General features: G+C 74.5%; 20 protein-coding genes. 13 read left to right on the top strand and 7 right to left on the bottom strand.

Annotated features, from left to right (window positions below; translation table 11 throughout):
• Positions 1 to 74: 74 nt before the first annotated feature.
• The 3 genes from ACI78V_RS22130 to ACI78V_RS22120 all read right to left on the bottom strand — a co-directional run bounded on the left by ACI78V_RS22130 (position 75) and on the right by ACI78V_RS22120 (position 2,108).
• A complete protein-coding gene (locus tag ACI78V_RS22130; RefSeq protein ID WP_456854783.1) occupies positions 75 to 1,064 on the bottom strand; it encodes an LLM class flavin-dependent oxidoreductase in 990 nt (329 codons plus the stop codon).
• Between the two features lie 66 nt (positions 1,065 to 1,130).
• Positions 1,131 to 1,757 carry a dihydrofolate reductase family protein gene (locus ACI78V_RS22125; RefSeq protein ID WP_456854781.1) on the bottom strand — a complete coding sequence of 209 codons (627 nt, stop codon included), beginning with the start codon at positions 1,755 to 1,757 and terminating at the stop codon, positions 1,131 to 1,133.
• 48 nt (positions 1,758 to 1,805) lie between these two features.
• The gene (locus ACI78V_RS22120) at positions 1,806 to 2,108 is read right to left on the bottom strand and encodes an ArsR/SmtB family transcription factor (protein WP_456854779.1); all 303 of its coding nucleotides are present in this window, start codon (positions 2,106 to 2,108) and stop codon (positions 1,806 to 1,808) included.
• Positions 2,109 to 2,359: 251 nt separating this feature from the next.
• Between ACI78V_RS22120 and ACI78V_RS22115 the strand changes: the two genes are divergently transcribed.
• The 3 genes from ACI78V_RS22115 to ACI78V_RS22105 all read left to right on the top strand — a co-directional run bounded on the left by ACI78V_RS22115 (position 2,360) and on the right by ACI78V_RS22105 (position 4,360).
• Complete coding sequence (locus tag ACI78V_RS22115; RefSeq protein ID WP_456854776.1) at positions 2,360 to 3,478, top strand: PKD domain-containing protein; 1,119 nt, start codon at positions 2,360 to 2,362, stop codon at positions 3,476 to 3,478.
• Between the two features lie 69 nt (positions 3,479 to 3,547).
• Positions 3,548 to 4,204, top strand: coding sequence for a class E sortase (locus tag ACI78V_RS22110; protein ID WP_456854774.1), 657 nt, complete (start codon positions 3,548 to 3,550; stop codon positions 4,202 to 4,204).
• Between the two features lie 3 nt (positions 4,205 to 4,207).
• Complete coding sequence (locus ACI78V_RS22105; protein WP_456854772.1) at positions 4,208 to 4,360, top strand: hypothetical protein; 153 nt, start codon at positions 4,208 to 4,210, stop codon at positions 4,358 to 4,360.
• A gap of 61 nt (positions 4,361 to 4,421) precedes the next feature.
• Here ACI78V_RS22105 and ACI78V_RS22100 read toward each other — a convergent pair whose 3' ends face one another.
• Positions 4,422 to 6,278 (bottom strand): ABC transporter ATP-binding protein, encoded by a 1,857-nt coding sequence (locus tag ACI78V_RS22100; RefSeq protein ID WP_456854770.1) that lies wholly within the window; start codon positions 6,276 to 6,278, stop codon positions 4,422 to 4,424.
• 56 nt (positions 6,279 to 6,334) lie between these two features.
• Here ACI78V_RS22100 and ACI78V_RS22095 point away from each other — a divergent pair, with 56 nt between their 5' ends.
• The 3 genes from ACI78V_RS22095 (at position 6,335) to ACI78V_RS22085 (ending at position 8,696) form a co-directional block, all read left to right on the top strand.
• On the top strand, positions 6,335 to 6,754 hold the full coding sequence (locus tag ACI78V_RS22095; protein WP_456854768.1) for a MarR family winged helix-turn-helix transcriptional regulator: 420 nt from the start codon (positions 6,335 to 6,337) through the stop codon (positions 6,752 to 6,754).
• Positions 6,755 to 6,848: 94 nt separating this feature from the next.
• The gene (locus tag ACI78V_RS22090) at positions 6,849 to 8,054 is read left to right on the top strand and encodes a globin domain-containing protein (RefSeq protein ID WP_456854763.1); all 1,206 of its coding nucleotides are present in this window, start codon (positions 6,849 to 6,851) and stop codon (positions 8,052 to 8,054) included.
• Positions 8,055 to 8,204: 150 nt separating this feature from the next.
• Positions 8,205 to 8,696 carry a response regulator gene (locus ACI78V_RS22085; protein ID WP_456854760.1) on the top strand — a complete coding sequence of 164 codons (492 nt, stop codon included), beginning with the start codon at positions 8,205 to 8,207 and terminating at the stop codon, positions 8,694 to 8,696.
• A gap of 41 nt (positions 8,697 to 8,737) precedes the next feature.
• Here the strand turns inward: ACI78V_RS22085 and ACI78V_RS22080 are convergent, their stop codons facing one another.
• Entirely contained in the window at positions 8,738 to 9,211 is a 474-nt protein-coding gene (locus ACI78V_RS22080) for an antibiotic biosynthesis monooxygenase (protein WP_456854758.1), read from the bottom strand.
• Between the two features lie 123 nt (positions 9,212 to 9,334).
• Between ACI78V_RS22080 and ACI78V_RS22075 the strand changes: the two genes are divergently transcribed.
• The gene (locus ACI78V_RS22075; protein WP_456854756.1) at positions 9,335 to 9,778 is read left to right on the top strand and encodes a DUF1707 SHOCT-like domain-containing protein; all 444 of its coding nucleotides are present in this window, start codon (positions 9,335 to 9,337) and stop codon (positions 9,776 to 9,778) included.
• Here ACI78V_RS22075 and ACI78V_RS22070 read toward each other — a convergent pair.
• Complete coding sequence (locus ACI78V_RS22070; protein ID WP_456854754.1) at positions 9,745 to 10,647, bottom strand: diguanylate cyclase domain-containing protein; 903 nt, start codon at positions 10,645 to 10,647, stop codon at positions 9,745 to 9,747. The genes ACI78V_RS22075 and ACI78V_RS22070 overlap by 34 nt on opposite strands.
• A gap of 116 nt (positions 10,648 to 10,763) precedes the next feature.
• Here ACI78V_RS22070 and ACI78V_RS22065 point away from each other — a divergent pair, with 116 nt between their 5' ends.
• The 4 genes from ACI78V_RS22065 to ACI78V_RS22050 all read left to right on the top strand — a co-directional run bounded on the left by ACI78V_RS22065 (position 10,764) and on the right by ACI78V_RS22050 (position 16,200).
• Positions 10,764 to 11,867, top strand: a complete 1,104-nt coding sequence (locus ACI78V_RS22065; protein WP_456854751.1) for a DNA glycosylase AlkZ-like family protein — start codon at positions 10,764 to 10,766, stop codon at positions 11,865 to 11,867.
• Between the two features lie 100 nt (positions 11,868 to 11,967).
• Complete coding sequence (locus ACI78V_RS22060) at positions 11,968 to 12,162, top strand: hypothetical protein (protein ID WP_456854749.1); 195 nt, start codon at positions 11,968 to 11,970, stop codon at positions 12,160 to 12,162.
• 88 nt (positions 12,163 to 12,250) lie between these two features.
• Positions 12,251 to 14,329 (top strand): hydantoinase/oxoprolinase family protein, encoded by a 2,079-nt coding sequence (locus ACI78V_RS22055; RefSeq protein WP_456854747.1) that lies wholly within the window; start codon positions 12,251 to 12,253, stop codon positions 14,327 to 14,329.
• Complete coding sequence (locus tag ACI78V_RS22050; RefSeq protein WP_456854745.1) at positions 14,326 to 16,200, top strand: hydantoinase B/oxoprolinase family protein; 1,875 nt, start codon at positions 14,326 to 14,328, stop codon at positions 16,198 to 16,200. Before ACI78V_RS22055 ends, ACI78V_RS22050 begins: the two co-directional genes overlap by 4 nt.
• Positions 16,201 to 16,259: 59 nt before the next feature.
• Here the strand turns inward: ACI78V_RS22050 and ACI78V_RS22045 are convergent, their stop codons facing one another.
• Entirely contained in the window at positions 16,260 to 17,093 is an 834-nt protein-coding gene (locus tag ACI78V_RS22045) for a helix-turn-helix domain-containing protein (RefSeq protein ID WP_456854743.1), read from the bottom strand.
• Between the two features lie 87 nt (positions 17,094 to 17,180).
• Between ACI78V_RS22045 and ACI78V_RS22040 the strand changes: the two genes are divergently transcribed.
• Positions 17,181 to 17,570 carry a hypothetical protein gene (locus ACI78V_RS22040; protein ID WP_456854741.1) on the top strand — a complete coding sequence of 130 codons (390 nt, stop codon included), beginning with the start codon at positions 17,181 to 17,183 and terminating at the stop codon, positions 17,568 to 17,570.
• A gap of 27 nt (positions 17,571 to 17,597) precedes the next feature.
• Complete coding sequence (locus tag ACI78V_RS22035) at positions 17,598 to 17,966, top strand: nuclear transport factor 2 family protein (protein ID WP_456854739.1); 369 nt, start codon at positions 17,598 to 17,600, stop codon at positions 17,964 to 17,966.
• The last annotated feature ends 36 nt before the right edge of the window (positions 17,967 to 18,002 follow it).

Below are 18,002 nucleotides of genomic sequence, written 5' to 3'. Positions count from 1 at the left end.
GCCCTCTCCGCGCGCGGAGAGGGCCCACGGCCACAGCGACGTCGGTTCCCGCGGGGACCGACGGGACGTGCTCGTCAGGCGGGGACCAGCGACATCGCCTCGGCGGTGAGCTCGACGGAGCGCAGCCGGCCCTCGGTACCCGGGAACTGGTGGGCGACGATCAGCTCGTCGGCCTCGATCTCGGCGGCGAAGCCGGCGAGGTACTCGCGCACCTCGGCCGGGGTCCCGACGGCGGTGTGGGTCAGCATCGTGTCGACGTGCAGGCCCGCGCCGCCGTCGAGCAGCAGCTGGGCCTCGTCGTCCGACAGCGACCGGCCGCGACCGAACAGTCCGACGGCCAGCGTCCGCCGGACGGCGGCGTACGCGGCCTCGGCGGCCGCACGCGTGTCGGCGGCGACGGCGTTGACCCCCGCGATCACGTACGGGGCGTCGAGCTGGGCCGAGGGCTTGAACTCGCGCCGGTAGGCCTCGACCGCCGGCTTCAGCATCGCCGGGGCGAAGTGCGAGGCGAACGCGTAGGGCAGGCCGAGGGCGGCGGCCAGCGTGGCGCCGAACATCGACGACCCGAGCACGTACAGCGGCACGTTCGACCCCTTGCCGGGGATGGCGTCGACGCCGGGCACCCGGGTGTCGCCGGCGAGGTAGGCCTGCAGCTCGAGGACGTCCTGCGGGAACCGGTCGGCCGAGCGTGGGTCGCGGCGCAGGGCGTACATCGTGTTCTGGTCCGAGCCAGGGGCGCGGCCCAGGCCCAGGTCGATCCGGCCGGGGTACATCGCGTCGAGGGTGCCGAACTGCTCGGCGATGGTCAGCGGCGAGTGGTTGGGCAGCATGACGCCACCGGCGCCGAGCCGGATGGACGACGTCCGGGCGCCGACGTGCGCGATGAGGACGCTGGTCGCCGAGGACGCGATCGTCGGCATGTTGTGGTGCTCGGCGTACCAGACCCGCCGGTAGCCGGTCTGCTCCGCGCGCTGGGCGAGCGCGACGCTCGCGGCGATGCTGTCGGCCGCGGTCGTCCCACGGGCGATCGGCGCCAGGTCGAGGATGGACAGCGGGATGCTCATGGACAGGCCTCTCAGGTGGTGTTGCCACGAGCAACCGGTCGCGCGCCGCGGCCCTTCCCGGGTGTGTCACTCCTCGTACTCGGGCCCCATCGAGCCGGTCTCCACCTCGCCGGCGCGCCGGTAGGTGGCGACCAGCACGCCCGAGCCGGTCGCCCTCGACGTCGTCAGCCGCCAGGCCCGCGGGACGGCGCCCTCGCCGAACAGCCGCTTCCCCTGCCCGAGCGTCACCGGGAAGACGACCAGCCGCAGCTCGTCGACGAGGTCCTCGTGCAGGAGCGTCTGCACCAGCCCCGCGGAGCCGTGCACCTGCAGCTCGCCGCCGTCCTCGGCCTTGAGCGTCCGGACGGCGTCCGGCACGGGGCCCGCCAGCAGCCGCGCGGTCTCCCACTCCACCGAGGTGAGGGTCCGCGAGGCGACGTACTTGGTCTTGTCGTTGAGACCGGTCGACACCGCACTGCTCTCGTCCCGCATCTTCGGCCACGACGCGTAGAAGATGTCGTAGGTCCGGCGTCCGAGCAGGAAGTCCTGCGCGGGGACGAACCACTCCTCGATCTGGGCGCCGAGCTCCTCGTCGAAGTGGGGCACCACCCAGCCCTCGTGGGTGAAGCCGCCCGAGGGGTCCTCGCCCGGCCCTCCTGGGGCCTGCATGACGCCGTCCATGGTCAGGAACGTGGTGACGACGAGCGGTCGCACGGTTGCCTCCGGAGCTCGGGGGCCGGCCCCGGTGGCCGCCCTCCCCTCCTAGGACGTCGCGCGCGGCGCCGCCTCATCGCCGTCCGGCGAGCCCAGCTGTCGGTACGGCGCGAGCCAGGCGTCCAGCTCGGCCAGCGGGGCCGGGTCGACGGCGTAGACGCGGCGCTGGGCGTCCGGCGCCACGCGGACCAGGCCGGCCTCCCGGAGCACCCGCAGGTGCTTGGAGGTCGCCGGCTGGGTCACCCGCAGGGCGGCGGCCACCTCGTTCACGGAGCGTGGCCGCCGTCGCAGCAGCTCGAGGACGGCGCGTCTCGTCGGGTCCGAGAGCGCCGCCCAGGTGACCTCCAACACGCTCGCAGTATGCCTCTCCGGTCATATGCCGGACGCGGCATGAGACGTCCCCGAGGGGGCCCGACCGTCGCGCAGGCCCCCGGATCCACTCACGGACCGTGACGACACGTCCGAACGTCCCCACAGGATGGGGAGCTGCTGGGGGTCAACGGGGGGTGTCCCCACCCCCCGCGCCCCGGTGAGAGTCGGAGCACGCACGGAGCGGGGGGTCCGCTCCGTGGGAACAACTCCATCCGATCACGGGGGTCACGATGAAGCGCACCACCAGCATGCTCGCCGCCGGGGCCATGGGCCTCGGCTCCTTCGCCCTCATCAGCACGGTGGCGCCCAGCGTCGCCTCCGCCAACGACTGTGGGGTCACGACGCTCGACATGGCCGGCCTCGAGGCCGCCTTCAACGGTGCCCTGTCCGGCTTCGGCGACGGCGGCACCGCCGAGATGACGCCCGAGGGCCTGCACATGACCCTGCCGACGGCCGACGTCGACCCGGACCGCTGGGCCTACTCCGGCTACTTCATGGACGGGCTCGGCATCCCGCTGGCGCAGGCCACGGCGCCGTCGAACTACGCCCTCGACGTCACCCTGGCCGAGGGCCAGCCCCTCGCGAACCACCCGACCTACGAGATGTGGGTCGACCTCGACGGGCCCGCCGGTGGGCTCCCCTCCTGGCTGGTGTACTACCAGCCCGCCACGGGCGACCCGGAGGGCCTGTGGTGGAGTGACCGGCCGCTGACCGAGGTCGACCCGGAGGCCTCCGAGGCCACCGACGAGGCCACGCTCGTCGACATCAGCGCCGCCTACCCCGACGCCACGATCGAGACCATGGGCTTCCAGCTCCTCTACCAGCCGGGTGCCGACGCCGTCGTGCACGGCATGACCTTCGGCTGCAACGACTTCGTGTTCAGCTCGGGCACCGAGAACCCGGACCCGGAGAACCAGCTCCCCACGGCGACCTTCACGGCCACCAACCAGGGCGCGGCCTACACCTTCACCGCCGTGACCGGCGACCCCGACGGCGAGATCGCCAGCCACACCTGGGACTTCGGTGACGGCACCGCGCCGGTCGTGGGCGGCACCGAGGCGCAGCACACCTACGCCGCCTCGGGCACCTACACGGTGAAGCTCACCGTCGTCGACGACGCCGGCGCCTCGGTCACCACCGAGCTGGCCGTCACCGTCACCGTCCCGGGCACCGGCGGGGGCGACCCGACCGACCCGACCGACCCGACCGCGCCCACCGAGTACGGCCTGCCGCTGCCCAACACCGGTGCCGACGTCCTGGGTCTGGCCGCCATCGGCGGTCTGGTCCTCGCCGGCGGTGGCGCCGGCCTGGTCGTGAGCCGTCGCCGCAAGGCCAACTCGGCCTCCTGACCGGAGCACCCGCGTCCCGTCCGCCGGCACCCGGCGGGCGGGACGCACTCCATCGGGACAGGGGGACCGATGATCCGCACGTTCTTCCGCGGGCTCTGCGAGCTCGCGGTCACCATCGGCGCCGTGGTGCTCCTCTACGTCGCCTACGAGGTCTGGATCACCGACCTGTTCAGCGACCGGGCCCAGGAGCAGGTCGCCGACGACCTCCGCCAGGAGTGGTCGACGCCGTCCCCGGACGACGGGCCCGACTTCGGCGAGGCCTTCGCCTTCCTGCACATCCCGCGCTTCGGGGCGGACTGGGAGCGGGCGGTCGTGGAGGGCACCGACCCCGACGAGCTCGAGGACGGCCCCGGCCACTACGTCGGCACGGCGATGCCCGGCGAGCAGGGGAACTTCGCCATGGCCGGCCACCGCGTCGGCCGGGGCAGCCCGTTCATCGCCCTCGACGTCCTCCAGCCCGGGGACCCCGTCGTCGTCGAGACGGCGGACACCTGGCACGTCTACCGGGTGACGACGACGACCGTGGTCGACCCGAGCGAGAGCAGCGTCGTCGCCCCGACGCCGTGGGGTCCGATGAACGGCGAGGCGACCGGCGCCGTCCTCACGATGACGACCTGCCACCCCAAGTTCTCCACCCGCGAGCGCCTGGTCGTGCACGGGGTCCTGGAGAGCTCGGTGCCCAAGGCGGAGTCGCCGGACGGACCGGCGGCCCTCGAGGAGGTCTGAGACGTGTACTCGTGGATCTGGCGGCACCTGCCCGGCGGCACCGGCGTCCGGGCGGTCACGGCGCTGGTCCTGGCGCTGGCCGTGGCGGCGCTGCTGCTGTTCGTCGTCTTCCCCGCGGTGTCCGAGCACGTGGAGCTGTGGACGCCGACCCTCTGAACGCCGCACGCGACCGGTACGCGGCCGGCTCGGCTCCCCGGTGGCCGGGTGACCGGCCGGGTCAGGCGGCCAGGACGACGTCCCGGTCGGCGGCCGCGACCAGTTCCGCGTACCGCCCGCCGGCGGCGAGCAGCTGCTCGTGCGTGCCGGACTCCACGAGGCGCCCCCCGGCGAGGACGGCGATGCGGTCGGCGTCGCGGACCGTGGACAACCGGTGCGCGATGGTGATCGTCGTCCGGCCGCGGCCGGCCTCGTCGAGGGCGGCCTGCACGGCCCGCTCGGTCGTGGTGTCCAGCGCGCTGGTCGCCTCGTCGAGCACCAGCACCCGGGGATCGCGCAGCAGCGTGCGGGCGATCGCCAGCCGCTGCTTCTCCCCGCCCGAGAAGCGGTGCCCCCGCGCGCCGACGACGGTGTCGTAGCCGTCGGGCAGGGCGGCGATCACGTCGTGCACCTGCGCGCGGCGGGCGGCGTCCTCGATCTCGGCGTCGGTGGCGCCGGGCCGGGCGTGCCGGAGGTTCTCCCGCACGGTCGTGTGGAGGAGGTAGGTCTCCTGCGCGACGACACCGACGACCTGCGCCAGCGTGGCCAGGGACAGGTCGCGCACGTCGACGCCGTCGATGGTGACCCGGCCCGCGGTCGGGTCGGCCAGCCGGGCGACCAGTGCGGCGAGCGTGCTCTTGCCCGAGCCGGTCTCCCCGACCAGCGCCAGCGTCGTGCCCGCGGGGACGGCGAGGTCGACGCCGTCCAGCGCCGGCCGGTGCCCGTCGGCATGGGTGAACGAGACGCCCTCGATGCGCACCTCGCCGCGGACGGCGGCCGGGTCCAGCGGGACGGGGTCGGCCGGGTCGTCGATGTCCACCGGCAGGTCGAGGTACTCGAAGACCCGGCTGAACAGCGCCATCGAGCTGGTCACCGTGACGCCGACGTCGAGCAGCTGCATGAGCGGGCGGAACAACGCGCCCTGCAGGGTGGTGAAGGCGACCAGGGTGCCGATCGTCATCCCGCCCGAGGTCGCCGGCAGGCCCGCGGCCAGGTAGACCAGCGCCGGGATGCCGGCGAAGACGATGCTCATCGTGGCCATCCGCCACCGTCCGGCCAGCTGCGAGCGCACCTCGAGGCCGACGAGGTCCGCCGAGGTGTCGGCGAACCGCCGCGACTGGACGGGCCCCGCGCCGAGGGTCTTGCCCAGCAGCACGCCGCTGATCGACAGCCCCTCCTCGACCTGCGCGTGCAGGTCGGCCAGGCGCCGCTGCCGCTGCGCGGTCACCGCGCGGCGCATGCGCGCCACCCGGCGGGTGAGCAGCACCGCCGGCGGGAGGACGACGAGCGAGAGCAGGGACAGCCGCCAGGACAGCGCCACCATCGCGACGACCGTGCCGATCACGGTGGTCGCGTTGGACGCCAGCGAGGTGGCGGTCGAGGTCACCGCCGACTGCATGCCGGCGATGTCGTTGGTCAGCCGGGACTGCACCTCCCCGCCGCGGGTGCGGGTGAAGAAGCCCAGCGACTGCCGCTGGAGGTGGGTGAACACCGCCGTCCGCAGGCCGTGCATGACCCGCTGCCCGACGGTCGTCGACAGCCACGTCTGCACCACCCCGAGGACGGCGGTGACGGCGGCGACCGCCAGCATCCCGGCCACCGCCCAGGCCAGCAGCCGCACGTCCTGGCGGGGCAGCGCCTCGTCGATCACCAGGCGGACCAGGAACGGCGCGGCCAGGGCCACCACCGACGCGGTGCCGATCAGCACGACCACCGTGGCCACCTGCCACCGGTAGGGCGCGAACAGCGCGGTCACCCGGCGCAGCGGCACCGGGGAGCGCTCCAGCTGGGCCCGGTCGGCGGGGTCGACGGTGCGCCCCGAGCGCCCGCCCCCGCCACCCGGCCCTCTCGTCATCTCCTCGACGACGATCACCTCCATGATGCTGTGGTTACCTCAGTATGAGGGAACCACAGTGTGCCCGGTACCCTTCCCCCGTGTCCGACGACGACCCCGCGGCGCTGGGCGAGCTGCTCGCGCGGGTCGCCCGCGCCCAACGGCGGCGCTGGCGGGAGTCCCTGGCACCGTGGGAGCTCTCCCCCCACCACGCCCGCGCCCTGAGGGTGGTCTGCGAGCGCGACGGTGTCCGCCTGTCCGACCTCGCCGAGGCACTCCACATCGCCCCGCGCTCGGCCACCGAGGTCGCCGACGCACTGCAGGCCCGGGGGCTGGCGGAGCGCACCCCCGACCCCACCGACCGGCGGGCCGTCGTCCTGGCGCCGACCGCCGCGGGCCGGCAGGTGCAGGCCGAGGTGGCCGCGGCCCGGTCGGCCGACACCGAGGACCTCTTCGGCCGGCTCGACGCCGCCGACCGCGCCGCGCTGGCGCGCATCCTCCGCCGGCTCCTCGAGGAGTGACCGGCCGGTCCATGCGTAGCACCCGCCACCGGGGGTTACGGGGGTCAGGTGGTGACGGACCCGTCCCACGCCAGCGAAGGGGGAGGTAGCCGTCGTGCTGTCCGAGAAGTCCCGGCCCGTCATCGAGGCCACCCTGCCCGTGGTGGGCGAGAACATCGGCACGATCGCCGAGCGCTTCTACCAGCACCTCTTCGGTGAGCACCCCGAACTGCTCGACGGCACCTTCAACCGGGGCAACCAGGCCGAGGGCACCCAGCAGCAGGCGCTGGCCGGGTCCGTGGCCGTGTTCGCCAGTGCCCTGGTCAACCACCCCGACCAGCTGCCCGAGCACCTGCTCAGCCGGGTCGCGCACAAGCACGCCTCGCTGGGCATCCGCCCCGAGCAGTACCAGGTCGTGCACGACCACCTCTTCTGGGCGATCGCCGACGTCCTCGGCGACGCCGTCACCCCCGAGGTGGCCGCGGCCTGGGACGAGGTCTACTGGCTGATGGCCTGGGCGCTGATCAACCAGGAGCGCGGCCTCTACAGCGCCCGAGGGGTCCGGCCGGAGACGGTGTGGCGCGACTGGGAGGTCGTCGACAAGCGCCGGGAGACCGACGACGTCGTCGTCTTCACCGTCAAGCGCATCGACGACCGCCTGGTCAAGACGTCACTGCCCGGTCAGTACGTCACCGTGCGCATGCCCGTGTCCGACGACGTCCGGCAGCCCCGGCAGTACAGCCTCACCCGCGCCGACGACGGCGAGCACCGGTCCTTCGCGGTGAAGCGGGTGCACGGCAACGGCAAGCCCGACGGCGAGGTGTCCACCCTGCTGCACGACAGCATCGACGTCGGCGACACCGTCACGATGTCCCTGCCCTTCGGTGACGTCGTGCTCGACGACTCCCGGCCGGCGGTGTTCGCCAGCGCCGGGATCGGCGTCACCCCGATGGCCGGGATGATCTCCCACCTCGCGGCGGCCGGCTCCCACCTCGACGTCACCCTGCTGCACGCCGACCTCGACGAGTCCTCGTGGGCGCTGCGCCAGCAGGTGGTCGACGACCTCGAGGTCCTCGCCGACGGGAAGCTGCACGTCTGGTTCGAGCGCGGTGCGGAGTGCAGCCTGCCGGTGGACGGCGTGCACGACGGGGTCATGGACCTCGCCGAGGTCGACCTCCCCGACGACGCCGTCTACTACCTCTGCGGCCCGCTGCCGTTCATGAAGGCGGTGCGCAGCGCGCTCATCGACCGCGGCGTGCACACCCGCGACATCCAGTACGAGGTCTTCGGCCCCGACCTCTGGCAGGCCGACGCCGAGTGAGCCGAGTGCCTGTCGGCCCACCCTCCGACGGGGAGTGACCGGTCGGCCCGGCTGTCCGGCTGCCCGTCCCGTGCATCGTCAGCCGGGCCCCGGGGTACGGGCACCGGCCTCGACCAGTGGCAGGGGGGAACCGGACCGAGGAGACGCTCGATGCCGATCAGGGTGCTCATCGCAGACGACCACGCCCTCATCCGCGACGCACTCGTCGAGTTGTTCGCCGGCACCGACGACATCGAGGTCGTCGGCCAGTGCTCCGACGGCAGCCAGGTCCTCGACGCCATCGCCGGCACCCACCCCGACGTCGTGCTGATGGACGTGACGATGCCCTGCGTGGACGGCATCGAGGCGACCCGGCAGGTCCGCGCCGTGCACCCCGGGGTCCGCGTCGTCATGCTCACCGGCGCGCTCACCCGGGCCACGGCCGGCGAGGCGAGGGCCCTCGGCGCGGCCGGCTACCTGCTCAAGGAGGACGATCCGGAGGACCTGCCCCGGCAGCTCAGGGTGGTCGTCGCGGGCGGCTCGGCCTGGAGCGCAGCGGCGCTCGCGCTCGCCGACCACGGCGGGGACACCGGGGCGTACGCCCCCGACCGCGGGCCCTCCTCCCCCTACGTCGAGGAGAGCCCCGCCCGGTACCGCGGCTAGCGACCCGGCGACAGCGCACGGCGACCGGGCGCCCGAGGCGCTCAGCTCCGGAACGCGAGGCCCTGTGCGGCCATCGCCTCCCGGAGGCGGGACACCGCCTTCGGGCCGATGCCGTGCCAGGACAGCAGCTCACGCTCGGTGAGCGCCGTGAGGTCACGCAGGTCACGGACACCCCGGTGGAGGAGGGCGCTCGCCGCGGGGGAGCCGATGGAGTCCGGCACGGGCAGCGGCGTGCCCCCGTGCGCGGGGACGACGTCGTACTCCGCCACGGCCGCACCGAGCAGGACGGCGGTCTGCGCGTCGGAGGGGCCGGTGCCGCGGAACGCCTCCAGCTCGGCGCGGGTCCGCCACCGCTCGAAGACGTCGATCCGGCCGTCGTCGAGCAGGTCGGCGGTGACCGCGAAGTCCAGGCAGCCCGGAGCGGCGCGCGCCTGCTGGACGACGGCCCGGCACCCCGCGAGGTGGGCGGCCCGGTCCTCCGGCCGCACGGTCAGGTGGCCCGCCACGATGATCACGCTCTGGAGACTGCCGCTCGCCCGCACGGTCATCGGTGCGAACGCGCGGGAACCGACGCAACGACGCGCCGGGCAGCGTCGGTCGCCCCGCAACCGCCCGGCGACGGGTGCCACGATCGCGCGGTGACCGATCCCGTACGCGCGGACGAGATGCGCGTCTCCGACCCCGAGCGGGCCGCCGTCCAGGAGCGGCTGCGCCGGGCGGTGGCCGCCGGACAGCTGGACCTGCACGAGTTCGACACCCGGGTGCAGACGGTGTGGGCGGCGCGCACCCGTGGCGACCTGGCGCGGGTGACCCGCGACCTGCCCGAGCCCCCACCACCCCCGCCCCCGGCGCCGACCCCGCCGCCGCTGGGCCGGGTGTTCACCGACGACGCCGGCGGGGTGGCGATGCGGGTGCTGACCATCGTCTGGGCCAGCGTCGTGTCCGTGAACCTGGTGGTGTGGGGCCTGGTCTCGCTCACCACCGGGGATCTCGTGTACCCGTGGTGGCTGTGGGTGGCCGGCCCGCCCGGCGCCGTCCTGGCGGTGCTCTACGCGGTGGGCATCGGCCGGCCTCGGCGCTGATCGGCGCCGTCGCCGGCCGTGCGCCGGCGCCGGTGGGTCTTGCTGCCGTACATGGCGCGGTCGGCGCGGGCGATGAGGTCGTCGGGCGCCTCGCCGGGCCGGCCCACCGCCGCGCCGATGCTGACCCCGATCGACAACGACCCGGACGTGGTGTCGAACGGCGGGGCCAGCGCCGCGACCACGCACCCGGTGAGCGCCGACACCCGCTCGGCGTCGTCCCCCGGGACGAGGAGGACGAACTCGTCGCCGCCGAACCGGGCCACGAGCTCCCCCGGGCGCACCAGCCGGCCCAGCCGGGTGGCGACCTCGCTGAGCAGGCTGTCGCCGACGCCGTGCCCGTGGTCGTCGTTGACCAGCTTGAACCGGTCCAGGTCGCAGAAGAGCACCGCGCAGCCGGCGCCGTCGACGGGGTCCAGGTGCCGACGCAGGGCGTCGAAGAGCGCACCGCGGTGCGGGATGCCGGTCAGCCGGTCGGTCTCGGCCCGCTCGTGCAGGCGGGCCTCCCGCTGCCGCTGGTCGGTGACGTCGATGCCCACGCAGGCGACCGCGTACGGCCGGCCGTCGTGGCCGACCAGCACGTCGTTGTGCATGGCGACCCGCCGCCGCCCACCGTCCCCGGTGATCCAGTCCGCCTCCTGGGGGTGTGCGGTCCCGCCGGCGATCGCCCGGGCGACGGCGTCCTTCGCCAGCTCGACGTGCTCGGGCGCGATCCACACCTCCCAGAACAAGCGGCCCAGCAGCTGCTCGGCCGGCCGGCCGGTGAACCGCTGCACCGCCGGGTTGGCGAGCAGGACCCGGCCGTCGGCGGCGACCACGGCCAGCAGCACCCCGGTCGCGGCGATGAACGCGTCGGAGAGGGAGGAACCCACCGGCCGCGCCTCCTCCTCGCGCGCGCCCCCCGGCCCGCGTCCCGGCATGAGACCACGGTCACACTCCGGACGACAACGGCAGCCGGGGCGTCGCCGTCCCCCGATAGCGTGCGCGCGTGACCCGCACCCTGACCCGGCGGCAGGTGCTCGACCTGCGGGTGCACGCCCAGCAGCTCGACCGGCCGGCCGGCGACCTCGACGACACCGCCGTGCTCGACCTCGGCGTCCAGGACACCGGGCCCGACGGCGGCCTGTGGGCACTGGCGCTGCGCGGCGTCGACGTGGCGAGCATCCCGGAGGGTGCGCTGGCCACCGTGTGGACCATCCGCGGCGCCCCGCACCTCTACCGCCGGGCCGACCTCCCGGCCGTCGCCGCCGCGACCGCCCCGTTCTCCGACGCCGACGCGGGCAAGCGGATCTACGACGCGGCCCGGCCGCTACGGGCCGCCGGCATCGGGAACCTCGAGGCGCTGGACACCATCGCCGCGGCCATGCGCTCGGTGGTCACCTCCCCGACGGTCAAGGGCGAGGTCTCCCGCCGGCTCACCGCGCTGCTCGACGACCCCCACCTGCGGCACTGCCGCCCGTGCGACGCCGTCCACCCCTGGGAGCAACCGTTCCGGCTGGCCGCCCTCCGCGCCGGGCTGGAGCTGGAGCCGGGCACCTCGCCGCCGGTGCTGCGCCCGGTGCCGGGGCTGACGCCGAGCGCCACCGTCCCGCCGCGGTTCGACGTCGTCCGCGGGTGCCTCCGGCTGCTCGGTCCGACGACGCCCGGGCTCGTCGCCGGGTACCTGGACGCACCGGTGGCCGACGTGCGGGGCCACTGGCCGGAGGACGCCGTGGAGGTCGACGTGGGCGGCGAGCGGCGCTGGCTGCTCGCCGCGGACGCCGACCGGCTCGACGAGGTGCCCCCGGCGTCGGGAACGGCACTGCTCGGCCCGTTCGACCTGTTCCTGCAGGCCCGGGACCGTGAGGTGCTGGTCCCCGACCGCACGCACGCCAAGGTGCTGTGGCCGGTGCTCGGCCGGCCCGGCGCGGTGCTGGCCGACGGCGAGGTGGCCGGCACCTGGCGGCCGCGGAAGTCCGGCCGCTCGCTCACCGTCGCGGTCGAGCTGTGGCGCGACCCGGCGCCGTCGCTCCGGGCGTCCGTCACCACCGCCGCCGAGCGGCTGGCGGCGTTCCGGCGGGCACCACTCGGGGACGTGCAGGTCACCGGGTGAGCACCGAGCGTCGTCCCGGCACCCGGAGGGCCACGATGTGTGCACCGACCACGACGAGGACGGGTACACACACACCACGACCCCGACCGAGGGAGCAGCCATGACCGGTCCCGACGACGCCTTCCTGGCTCCGGACGACGCGCTGTACGACGGCGACGAGGACACCCGACCCGGCGCGGACGACGTCGAGCGTCCGGCCGGGACCGTCGCTCCTCGCGAGGACGGGAGCGAGGACGCCGGCACCGCCGCCGGCTCGGTGGAGCGCGGGACCGAGGGCGGCCCCGAGCGCGGGTGACGGCGGCGACGGGTGCCGGACCGACTCGCCGGGTGGGCTCCCCGGCGCACCTTCCGTCCGGCGGTATCTCAACGCTAAGATACCGGCCATGAGTGCGCCACCCCGCCGGGTCCGCATCGGCATCGACACCGGGGGGACGTTCACCGACGTCGTCGCGGTGGACGAGGAGACCGGGCAGACCACCACGACCAAGACGCCGTCCACCCCCGCCGACCCCGCCGAGGGCTTCCTCAACGGCGTCCGCAAGGTGCTGGACCTGATGGGCCTGTCCGGCGACGCGGTCACCGCGGTCAGCCACGGGACGACGGTCGCCACCAACCAGTTGCTCGAGGGCAAGCTCGACCGGATCGGGTTCGTCACCACCGAGGGCTACGAGTCGGTGCTGGAGATCGCCCGGCAGTCGGTGCCCGACGGGTACGGCAACAGCTACTTCTGGGTCAAGCCGCCGCGGATCGTGCCGGCCGACCTCGTGCGGACGGTGCGCGGGCGCCTCGACCACAGGGGCGAGGAGGTCCGGCCGTTCGACGAGGACGACGCCCGCGCCGCGGCCCGCTTCTTCCGGGACGCCGGCATCACCACCCTGGGCGTCTGCTTCCTGCACGCCTACGCGAACGACGCGCACGAGCGGCGGATGCTCGAGGTCATCCGCGAGGAGCACCCGGGCGCGGTCGTCTCGCTGTCCAGCGAGGTGCTGCGGGAGTACCGCGAGTACGAGCGCTCGGTGACCACGCTGGTCGACGCCGCGGTGAAGCCGAGGGTCGGCGCGTACGTCACCAACATCCGCACCCGCCTGGACGAGATCGCGCCGGGCGTGCCGTTCTACGTGATGAAGAGCAACGGCGGCGTCCTGTCCGCCGGCGAGGTCGTGCACCAGCCGATCACCACCATGCTCTCCGGCCCGGCCGCCGGCGCGCTCGGCGCGGCGCTCATCGCGGGCACCGCCGGGTTCGACCGCGTGCTCACCTGCGACGGCGGCGGCACCTCCACCGACGTCACCGTGGTCATCGACGGGGAGCCGACGCTCACCACCGAGGGCTCGGTCGGGGAGTACCCGTCCAAGATCCCGATGATCGACGTCGTCACCGTCGGCGCGGGGGGCGGCTCGATCGCCTGGCTGTCGCCGGAGGGCACGCTCAAGGTCGGCCCCAGGTCGGCCGGCGCCGACCCGGGCCCCATGTGCTACCCGAACGGCGGCGACCAGCCGACCGTCACTGACGCGCACGTCGTCCTCGGCCGGATCCCGCCGCACCTGCTGGGCGGGGAGATCCCGCTGTCGGTGGACGCCGCCCGCGACGGGCTCGAGCAGCTCGGCGGGAAGCTGGACCTCCCGCTGGAGAGGACCGCCACCGGCATCCTCGAGATCTCCGCGTGGAACCAGGCCAACGCGCTGCGCCAGGTCACCGTCGCCCGCGGCCTCGACGTCCGCGACTTCACGCTGACCACGTTCGGCGGCTCCGGCTCGCTGCTGGCCTGCCGGCTGATGGACATCCTCAACCTGCCGCGCACCCTGGTGCCGCCGAACCCGGGCAACGTCAGCGCGTTCGGCCTGCTGACCGTCGACGTCCGCAACGACTACGTGCAGACCGTGGTGTCCAAGCACGCCGACCTCGACCTCGCCCGGGTGCAGGCGGTCTTCGCCGACCTCGAGGGCCAGGCCCAGGTGGCGCTGGACGGCGAGGGCTTCGCCCGCGACCAGCAGCGCATGCAGCGCACGGCCGACCTGCGCTACGTCGGGCAGGCGTTCGAGGTGCGGGTGCCGGTCGCCGAGGGCGGGCTGGACGCCTCGGCCGCCGAGGCCGTCGCCCAGGCCTTCCACGCCGCGCACCGGCAGCTGTACGGCTACGACTTCGCCGACGACCCGCGCCAGGCCGTGGAGTGGGTCAACCTGCGGGTCAGCGGGATCGGCCCGATCCGGCGGCCGGACATGGTGGAGCTCACGGTCCGGGACGGCGGGCCCGACCGGGCCCGCACCGGCTCGCGCCGGGTGTTCTTCGACGACTGGGTCGACACCCCGACCTACAACCGGCCCGACCTCGGCCCCGGGGACGTCGTCCCCGGCCCGGCCGTCATCGAGGAGTTCGGCTCCACGGTGCCGGTGCACCCGGGCTTCCGGGCCACCGTGGACACCCACGGGAACCTGCTGCTGACGAAGGAGTCGGACAAGTGAGCCTCACCGACGACAAGGTCGCCGCCGACCCGGTGCTCGTCGAGATCGTGGCCGGCACGCTGGCCGCGATCGAGAAGGAGGTCGAGACCTCCATCGGCCGCACCTCGCGCTCGCCGATGATCCGCGACGCGCACGACTTCCGCGCCGGCATCCACGACCGCCAGCTGCGCAAGCTCACCGGCCGGTCGTACTCGGCGCTGGTGCACCCGGTGGTGCGCGACTACCCGATCGAGGAGATGAACGTCGGGGACGTCTTCTTCCACAACGACGTCTACCTCTCCGAGGGTGGCATCGGCCACCTGCCCGACCTGTGCGTCACGGTGCCGGTGTTCGCCGAGGTCGACGGGCGGGCCCAGGTCGTCGCGTTCATCCAGGCGTTCGGCCACCACGACGACATCGGCGGCGCGGTGCCCGGCTCCATGCCGTCGGCGGCGACCAGCGTGTACGAGGAGGGCCTGATGGTCCCCCCGATCAAGCTGTGGGACCGCGGCGTGCCCAACGAGTCCGCACTCAAGATCATGACCCGCAACTCGCGGATGCCCGACTCGCTGGCCGCCGACCTCGACGCCGAGTGCTCGGCCTGCCTGGCCGGCGCGCGGCGGCTGGGCGAGCTGTTCGACCGGTACGGCGTGGAGGCGGTCGAGGCGTGCTTCGACGCGATCCTGGCCAACTCCACCGAGGTCTACCGGCGGGAGATCCTGTCGCAGATCCCCGACGGCACCTACGTCTGGGAGGACTACGCCGAGCACGACGGCGTGGAGGAGCCGCAGCTGCACCGGCAGCGGATCACGCTGACCATGGACTCCACCCGGGAGACCCCGCTGGTCATCGACTTCACCGGCACCGGCCCGCAGGCGAAGGGCCCGATCAACCACTGCGGGGACTACGCCGACGGCAACTTCCTCAAGAAGTGGCTCGCGCCGATCCTGCGCAACCTGGCCGAGACGCCCGAGCGCATGGCCGAGCTCGACGTCAACGAGGGCGTCGTCCCGCTGATCGAGATGCGGTTCCCGGAGAAGGGCACGCTGCTCACGCCCATCTTCCCGGCGCCCACCAACGCCCGGACGTTCGTCATCCTGCGGCTGCTCGGCGTCCTCGCCGGGGTGCTGGCCAAGGCCACCGGCGGCCGGATGCCGGCCGACCAGGAGACGATCCGCTACACCGGGGTCTACGGCACCGACTTCGACGGCCAGCCCTACCTCATGCGCGAGGTGCTCGGCGGCGGCTCGGGTGGCCGGTACTACGCCGACGGCGAGGACACCATCCACGTCGTCCCGGACTCCCGGAACCTGCCCACCGAGTTCACCGAGGGGCGCTTCCCGCTCCGGGTCGAGCGGCTGGGCCTGGCGGTGGACTCCGGCGGCCCGGGCCGCTACCGCGGTGGGTGCGGTTACGAGAAGCACATCCGGGTGCTGCGCGACGCGCACTTCATGTCGATCGCCGACCGCTCGATCCTGGCCTGCTGGGGGGTCAAGGGCGGCAAGGCCGGCCGGCCGTTCCAGATCACCGTCGACCCGGGCGGTCCGGACGAGCACGAGGTCGACGCGCTGGCCGACGCCGAGCCGCTCAAGGCCGGCACCGTCGTCCGCATCCGGACGACGGGTGGCGGCGGCTGGGGCGACCCGCTCGACCGCCCGGTGGAGGAGGTCCTGCGGGACATCGCGTGGCGGAAGGTGTCGGTGACCGGCGCCCGAAAGGACTACGGCGTGGTCGTCCGCGAGGACGGCACCGCCGACGAGGCCGCCACCACGGCGCTGCGGGACGAGAGGCGGGCCGCCCGCACCGGCGAGGAGCCGTTCTTCGACCGCGGCCCGGGCTACGCCACCCTCTCCGGCGGCGCGGCGTTCAACGAGTTCGACCTCCTGCAGTAGGAGGACCCCGTCCCCCTCATCGCCCAGCTCGCGGTGGGCCTCGGGACGGGGCCGCGCGATCATGGCGCGGGAACCACTCCCCGGTCGTCCGGGGTGGTTCCCGCGCCATGCTCGTCTCGGGAGCGGTGGAGGACCTCGGCGGTGCGCGCGTCGGCGGGCAGGAACGCCTCCACCGACAGCTCCGCCGCGGTGAGGTCCACCGCTGTGCCGAACGTGGTGACGGTGCTGAGGAACGACAGGACGTCGTCCCCGTGCCGGATCCGCAGCGGGACGGCGATCCCGTCCGGCGGCCGCCGGTCGACCCCGCCGGGCAGCGCCGCCAGCTCCCGGTGCAGCGCGGCCAGGCCCGGGTCGGCGGTGAGGTGCGCCTCGCGGGCCAGGCGGGTCAGCAGCGCGGTGCGCCACTGCGGCAGGTTGAGGATCCGCGGCGCCAGCCCGCGCGGGTGCAGGCCCAGCCGCAGCACGTTCACCGGCGGCTCGAGGAGGGCCGGATCGGCGCCGTCGGTGAGCAGCGCGACGCTGCGGTTGCCGGCCACCAGCTCCCAGGCCCGGTCCACGACCACCGCGGGGTAGGGCTCGTACGCGGTCAGCACGTGGTCCAGCGCCGTCCGGACGGCGGACATGTCGGGGTCCTCCAGTCGCCGGCGTCCGTAGACCGGGGCGTAGCCGGCGGCCAGCAGCAGCTCGTTGCGCTCGCGCAGCGGGACCTCCAGCTGCTCGGCCAGGTGCAGCACCATCTCCCGGCTCGGTCGCGCCCGCCCGGTCTCCACGAAGCTCAGGTGCCGGGTGGACACCCCGGCGTCGCTGGCGAGGTCCAGCTGCGACAGCCGGCGCCGCTGCCGCCAGCCGCGCAGCAGCTCCCCCACGGAGGACCGGGTCTCGACGGCGGTCATGCCCGGGACGCTAGCGACGGACGCCGTCCCCGTCGCTTACCTCGCAGGTAATCGACCCGCCTCCGCGGCGCGGCCACCGTGGTCGCCATGACCACGACCACCCGCCCCGCACCCGCGTCCCTGCTCCGGCTGGCGCTGCGGCTCGACGCCGTCGTCACCGGGCTCAACGGCGCGGCGTACGTCCTCGCCGCGTCTCCCCTCGCCGACCTGCTCGGCCTGCCGCCCGGCTGGCTGCGCGGCACCGGCGTCCTCCTCCTGGCCTACGCCGTCGCCGTGTGGCTGGTCGGCACCCGGCCGGTGCCGTCCGCCGTCCGCGCGGTCGTCACCGCCAACGCCCTCTGGGCCGCCGGCTCGGTCGCCGTCGTGCTCGCCGGCGTCGGCACGCCCACCCCCACCGGCGTCGTCTGGCTGGTCCTGCAGGCCGCCGTCGTCGCCGCCTTCGCCGTGCTGCAGGCCGCCGGCCTGCGCCGTTCCTGATCCGTCCCGACCCGAGGAGATCCCGCCATGACCGCCACCCCGCAGCTCGCCGAGCGCTACCTCACCGCCTGGAACGCCACCGACCCCGCCGCCCGCCGCGCCGCGGTCGCCGAGGTGTTCACCGAGGACGCCCGCTACACCGACCCGCTGGCCGACGTCACCGGCCGCGAGGCCATCGAGGCGACCATCGCCGCCGTCCAGGCACAGTTCCCCGGCTTCGTGTTCCGCCTGGCCGGCCCGGTCGACGCCCACCACGACCAGCTGCGTTTCACGTGGATCCTCGGCCCCGACGGGCAGGACGCCCCGATCGCCGGGTTCGACGTCGCGGTGACCGACGGGGACGGGCGGATCCGCACCGTCCTCGGCTTCCTCGACCGGGTCCCGGCGCCGGCCTGACCGGCCCCGCAGCCGGGCCGGGTCCCCGGCCCGGCT

The sequence above is a fragment of the Geodermatophilus sp. SYSU D00742 genome, assembly GCF_054049935.1.
This window is presented reverse-complemented; position numbering and strand designations above follow the sequence as displayed.

Coding starts and splice junctions, on each gene's coding strand:
- ACI78V_RS22130 (WP_456854783.1), bottom strand. CDS start 1,064: ATGAGCATCCCGCTGTCCATCCTCGACCTGGCGCCGATCGCCCGTGGG.
- ACI78V_RS22115 (WP_456854776.1), top strand. CDS start 2,360: ATGAAGCGCACCACCAGCATGCTCGCCGCCGGGGCCATGGGCCTCGGC.
- ACI78V_RS22110 (WP_456854774.1), top strand. CDS start 3,548: ATGATCCGCACGTTCTTCCGCGGGCTCTGCGAGCTCGCGGTCACCATC.
- ACI78V_RS22100 (WP_456854770.1), bottom strand. CDS start 6,278: ATGGAGGTGATCGTCGTCGAGGAGATGACGAGAGGGCCGGGTGGCGGG.
- ACI78V_RS22085 (WP_456854760.1), top strand. CDS start 8,205: ATGCCGATCAGGGTGCTCATCGCAGACGACCACGCCCTCATCCGCGAC.
- ACI78V_RS22060 (WP_456854749.1), top strand. CDS start 11,968: ATGACCGGTCCCGACGACGCCTTCCTGGCTCCGGACGACGCGCTGTAC.
- ACI78V_RS22055 (WP_456854747.1), top strand. CDS start 12,251: ATGAGTGCGCCACCCCGCCGGGTCCGCATCGGCATCGACACCGGGGGG.
- ACI78V_RS22045 (WP_456854743.1), bottom strand. CDS start 17,093: ATGACCGCCGTCGAGACCCGGTCCTCCGTGGGGGAGCTGCTGCGCGGC.
- ACI78V_RS22040 (WP_456854741.1), top strand. CDS start 17,181: ATGACCACGACCACCCGCCCCGCACCCGCGTCCCTGCTCCGGCTGGCG.
- ACI78V_RS22035 (WP_456854739.1), top strand. CDS start 17,598: ATGACCGCCACCCCGCAGCTCGCCGAGCGCTACCTCACCGCCTGGAAC.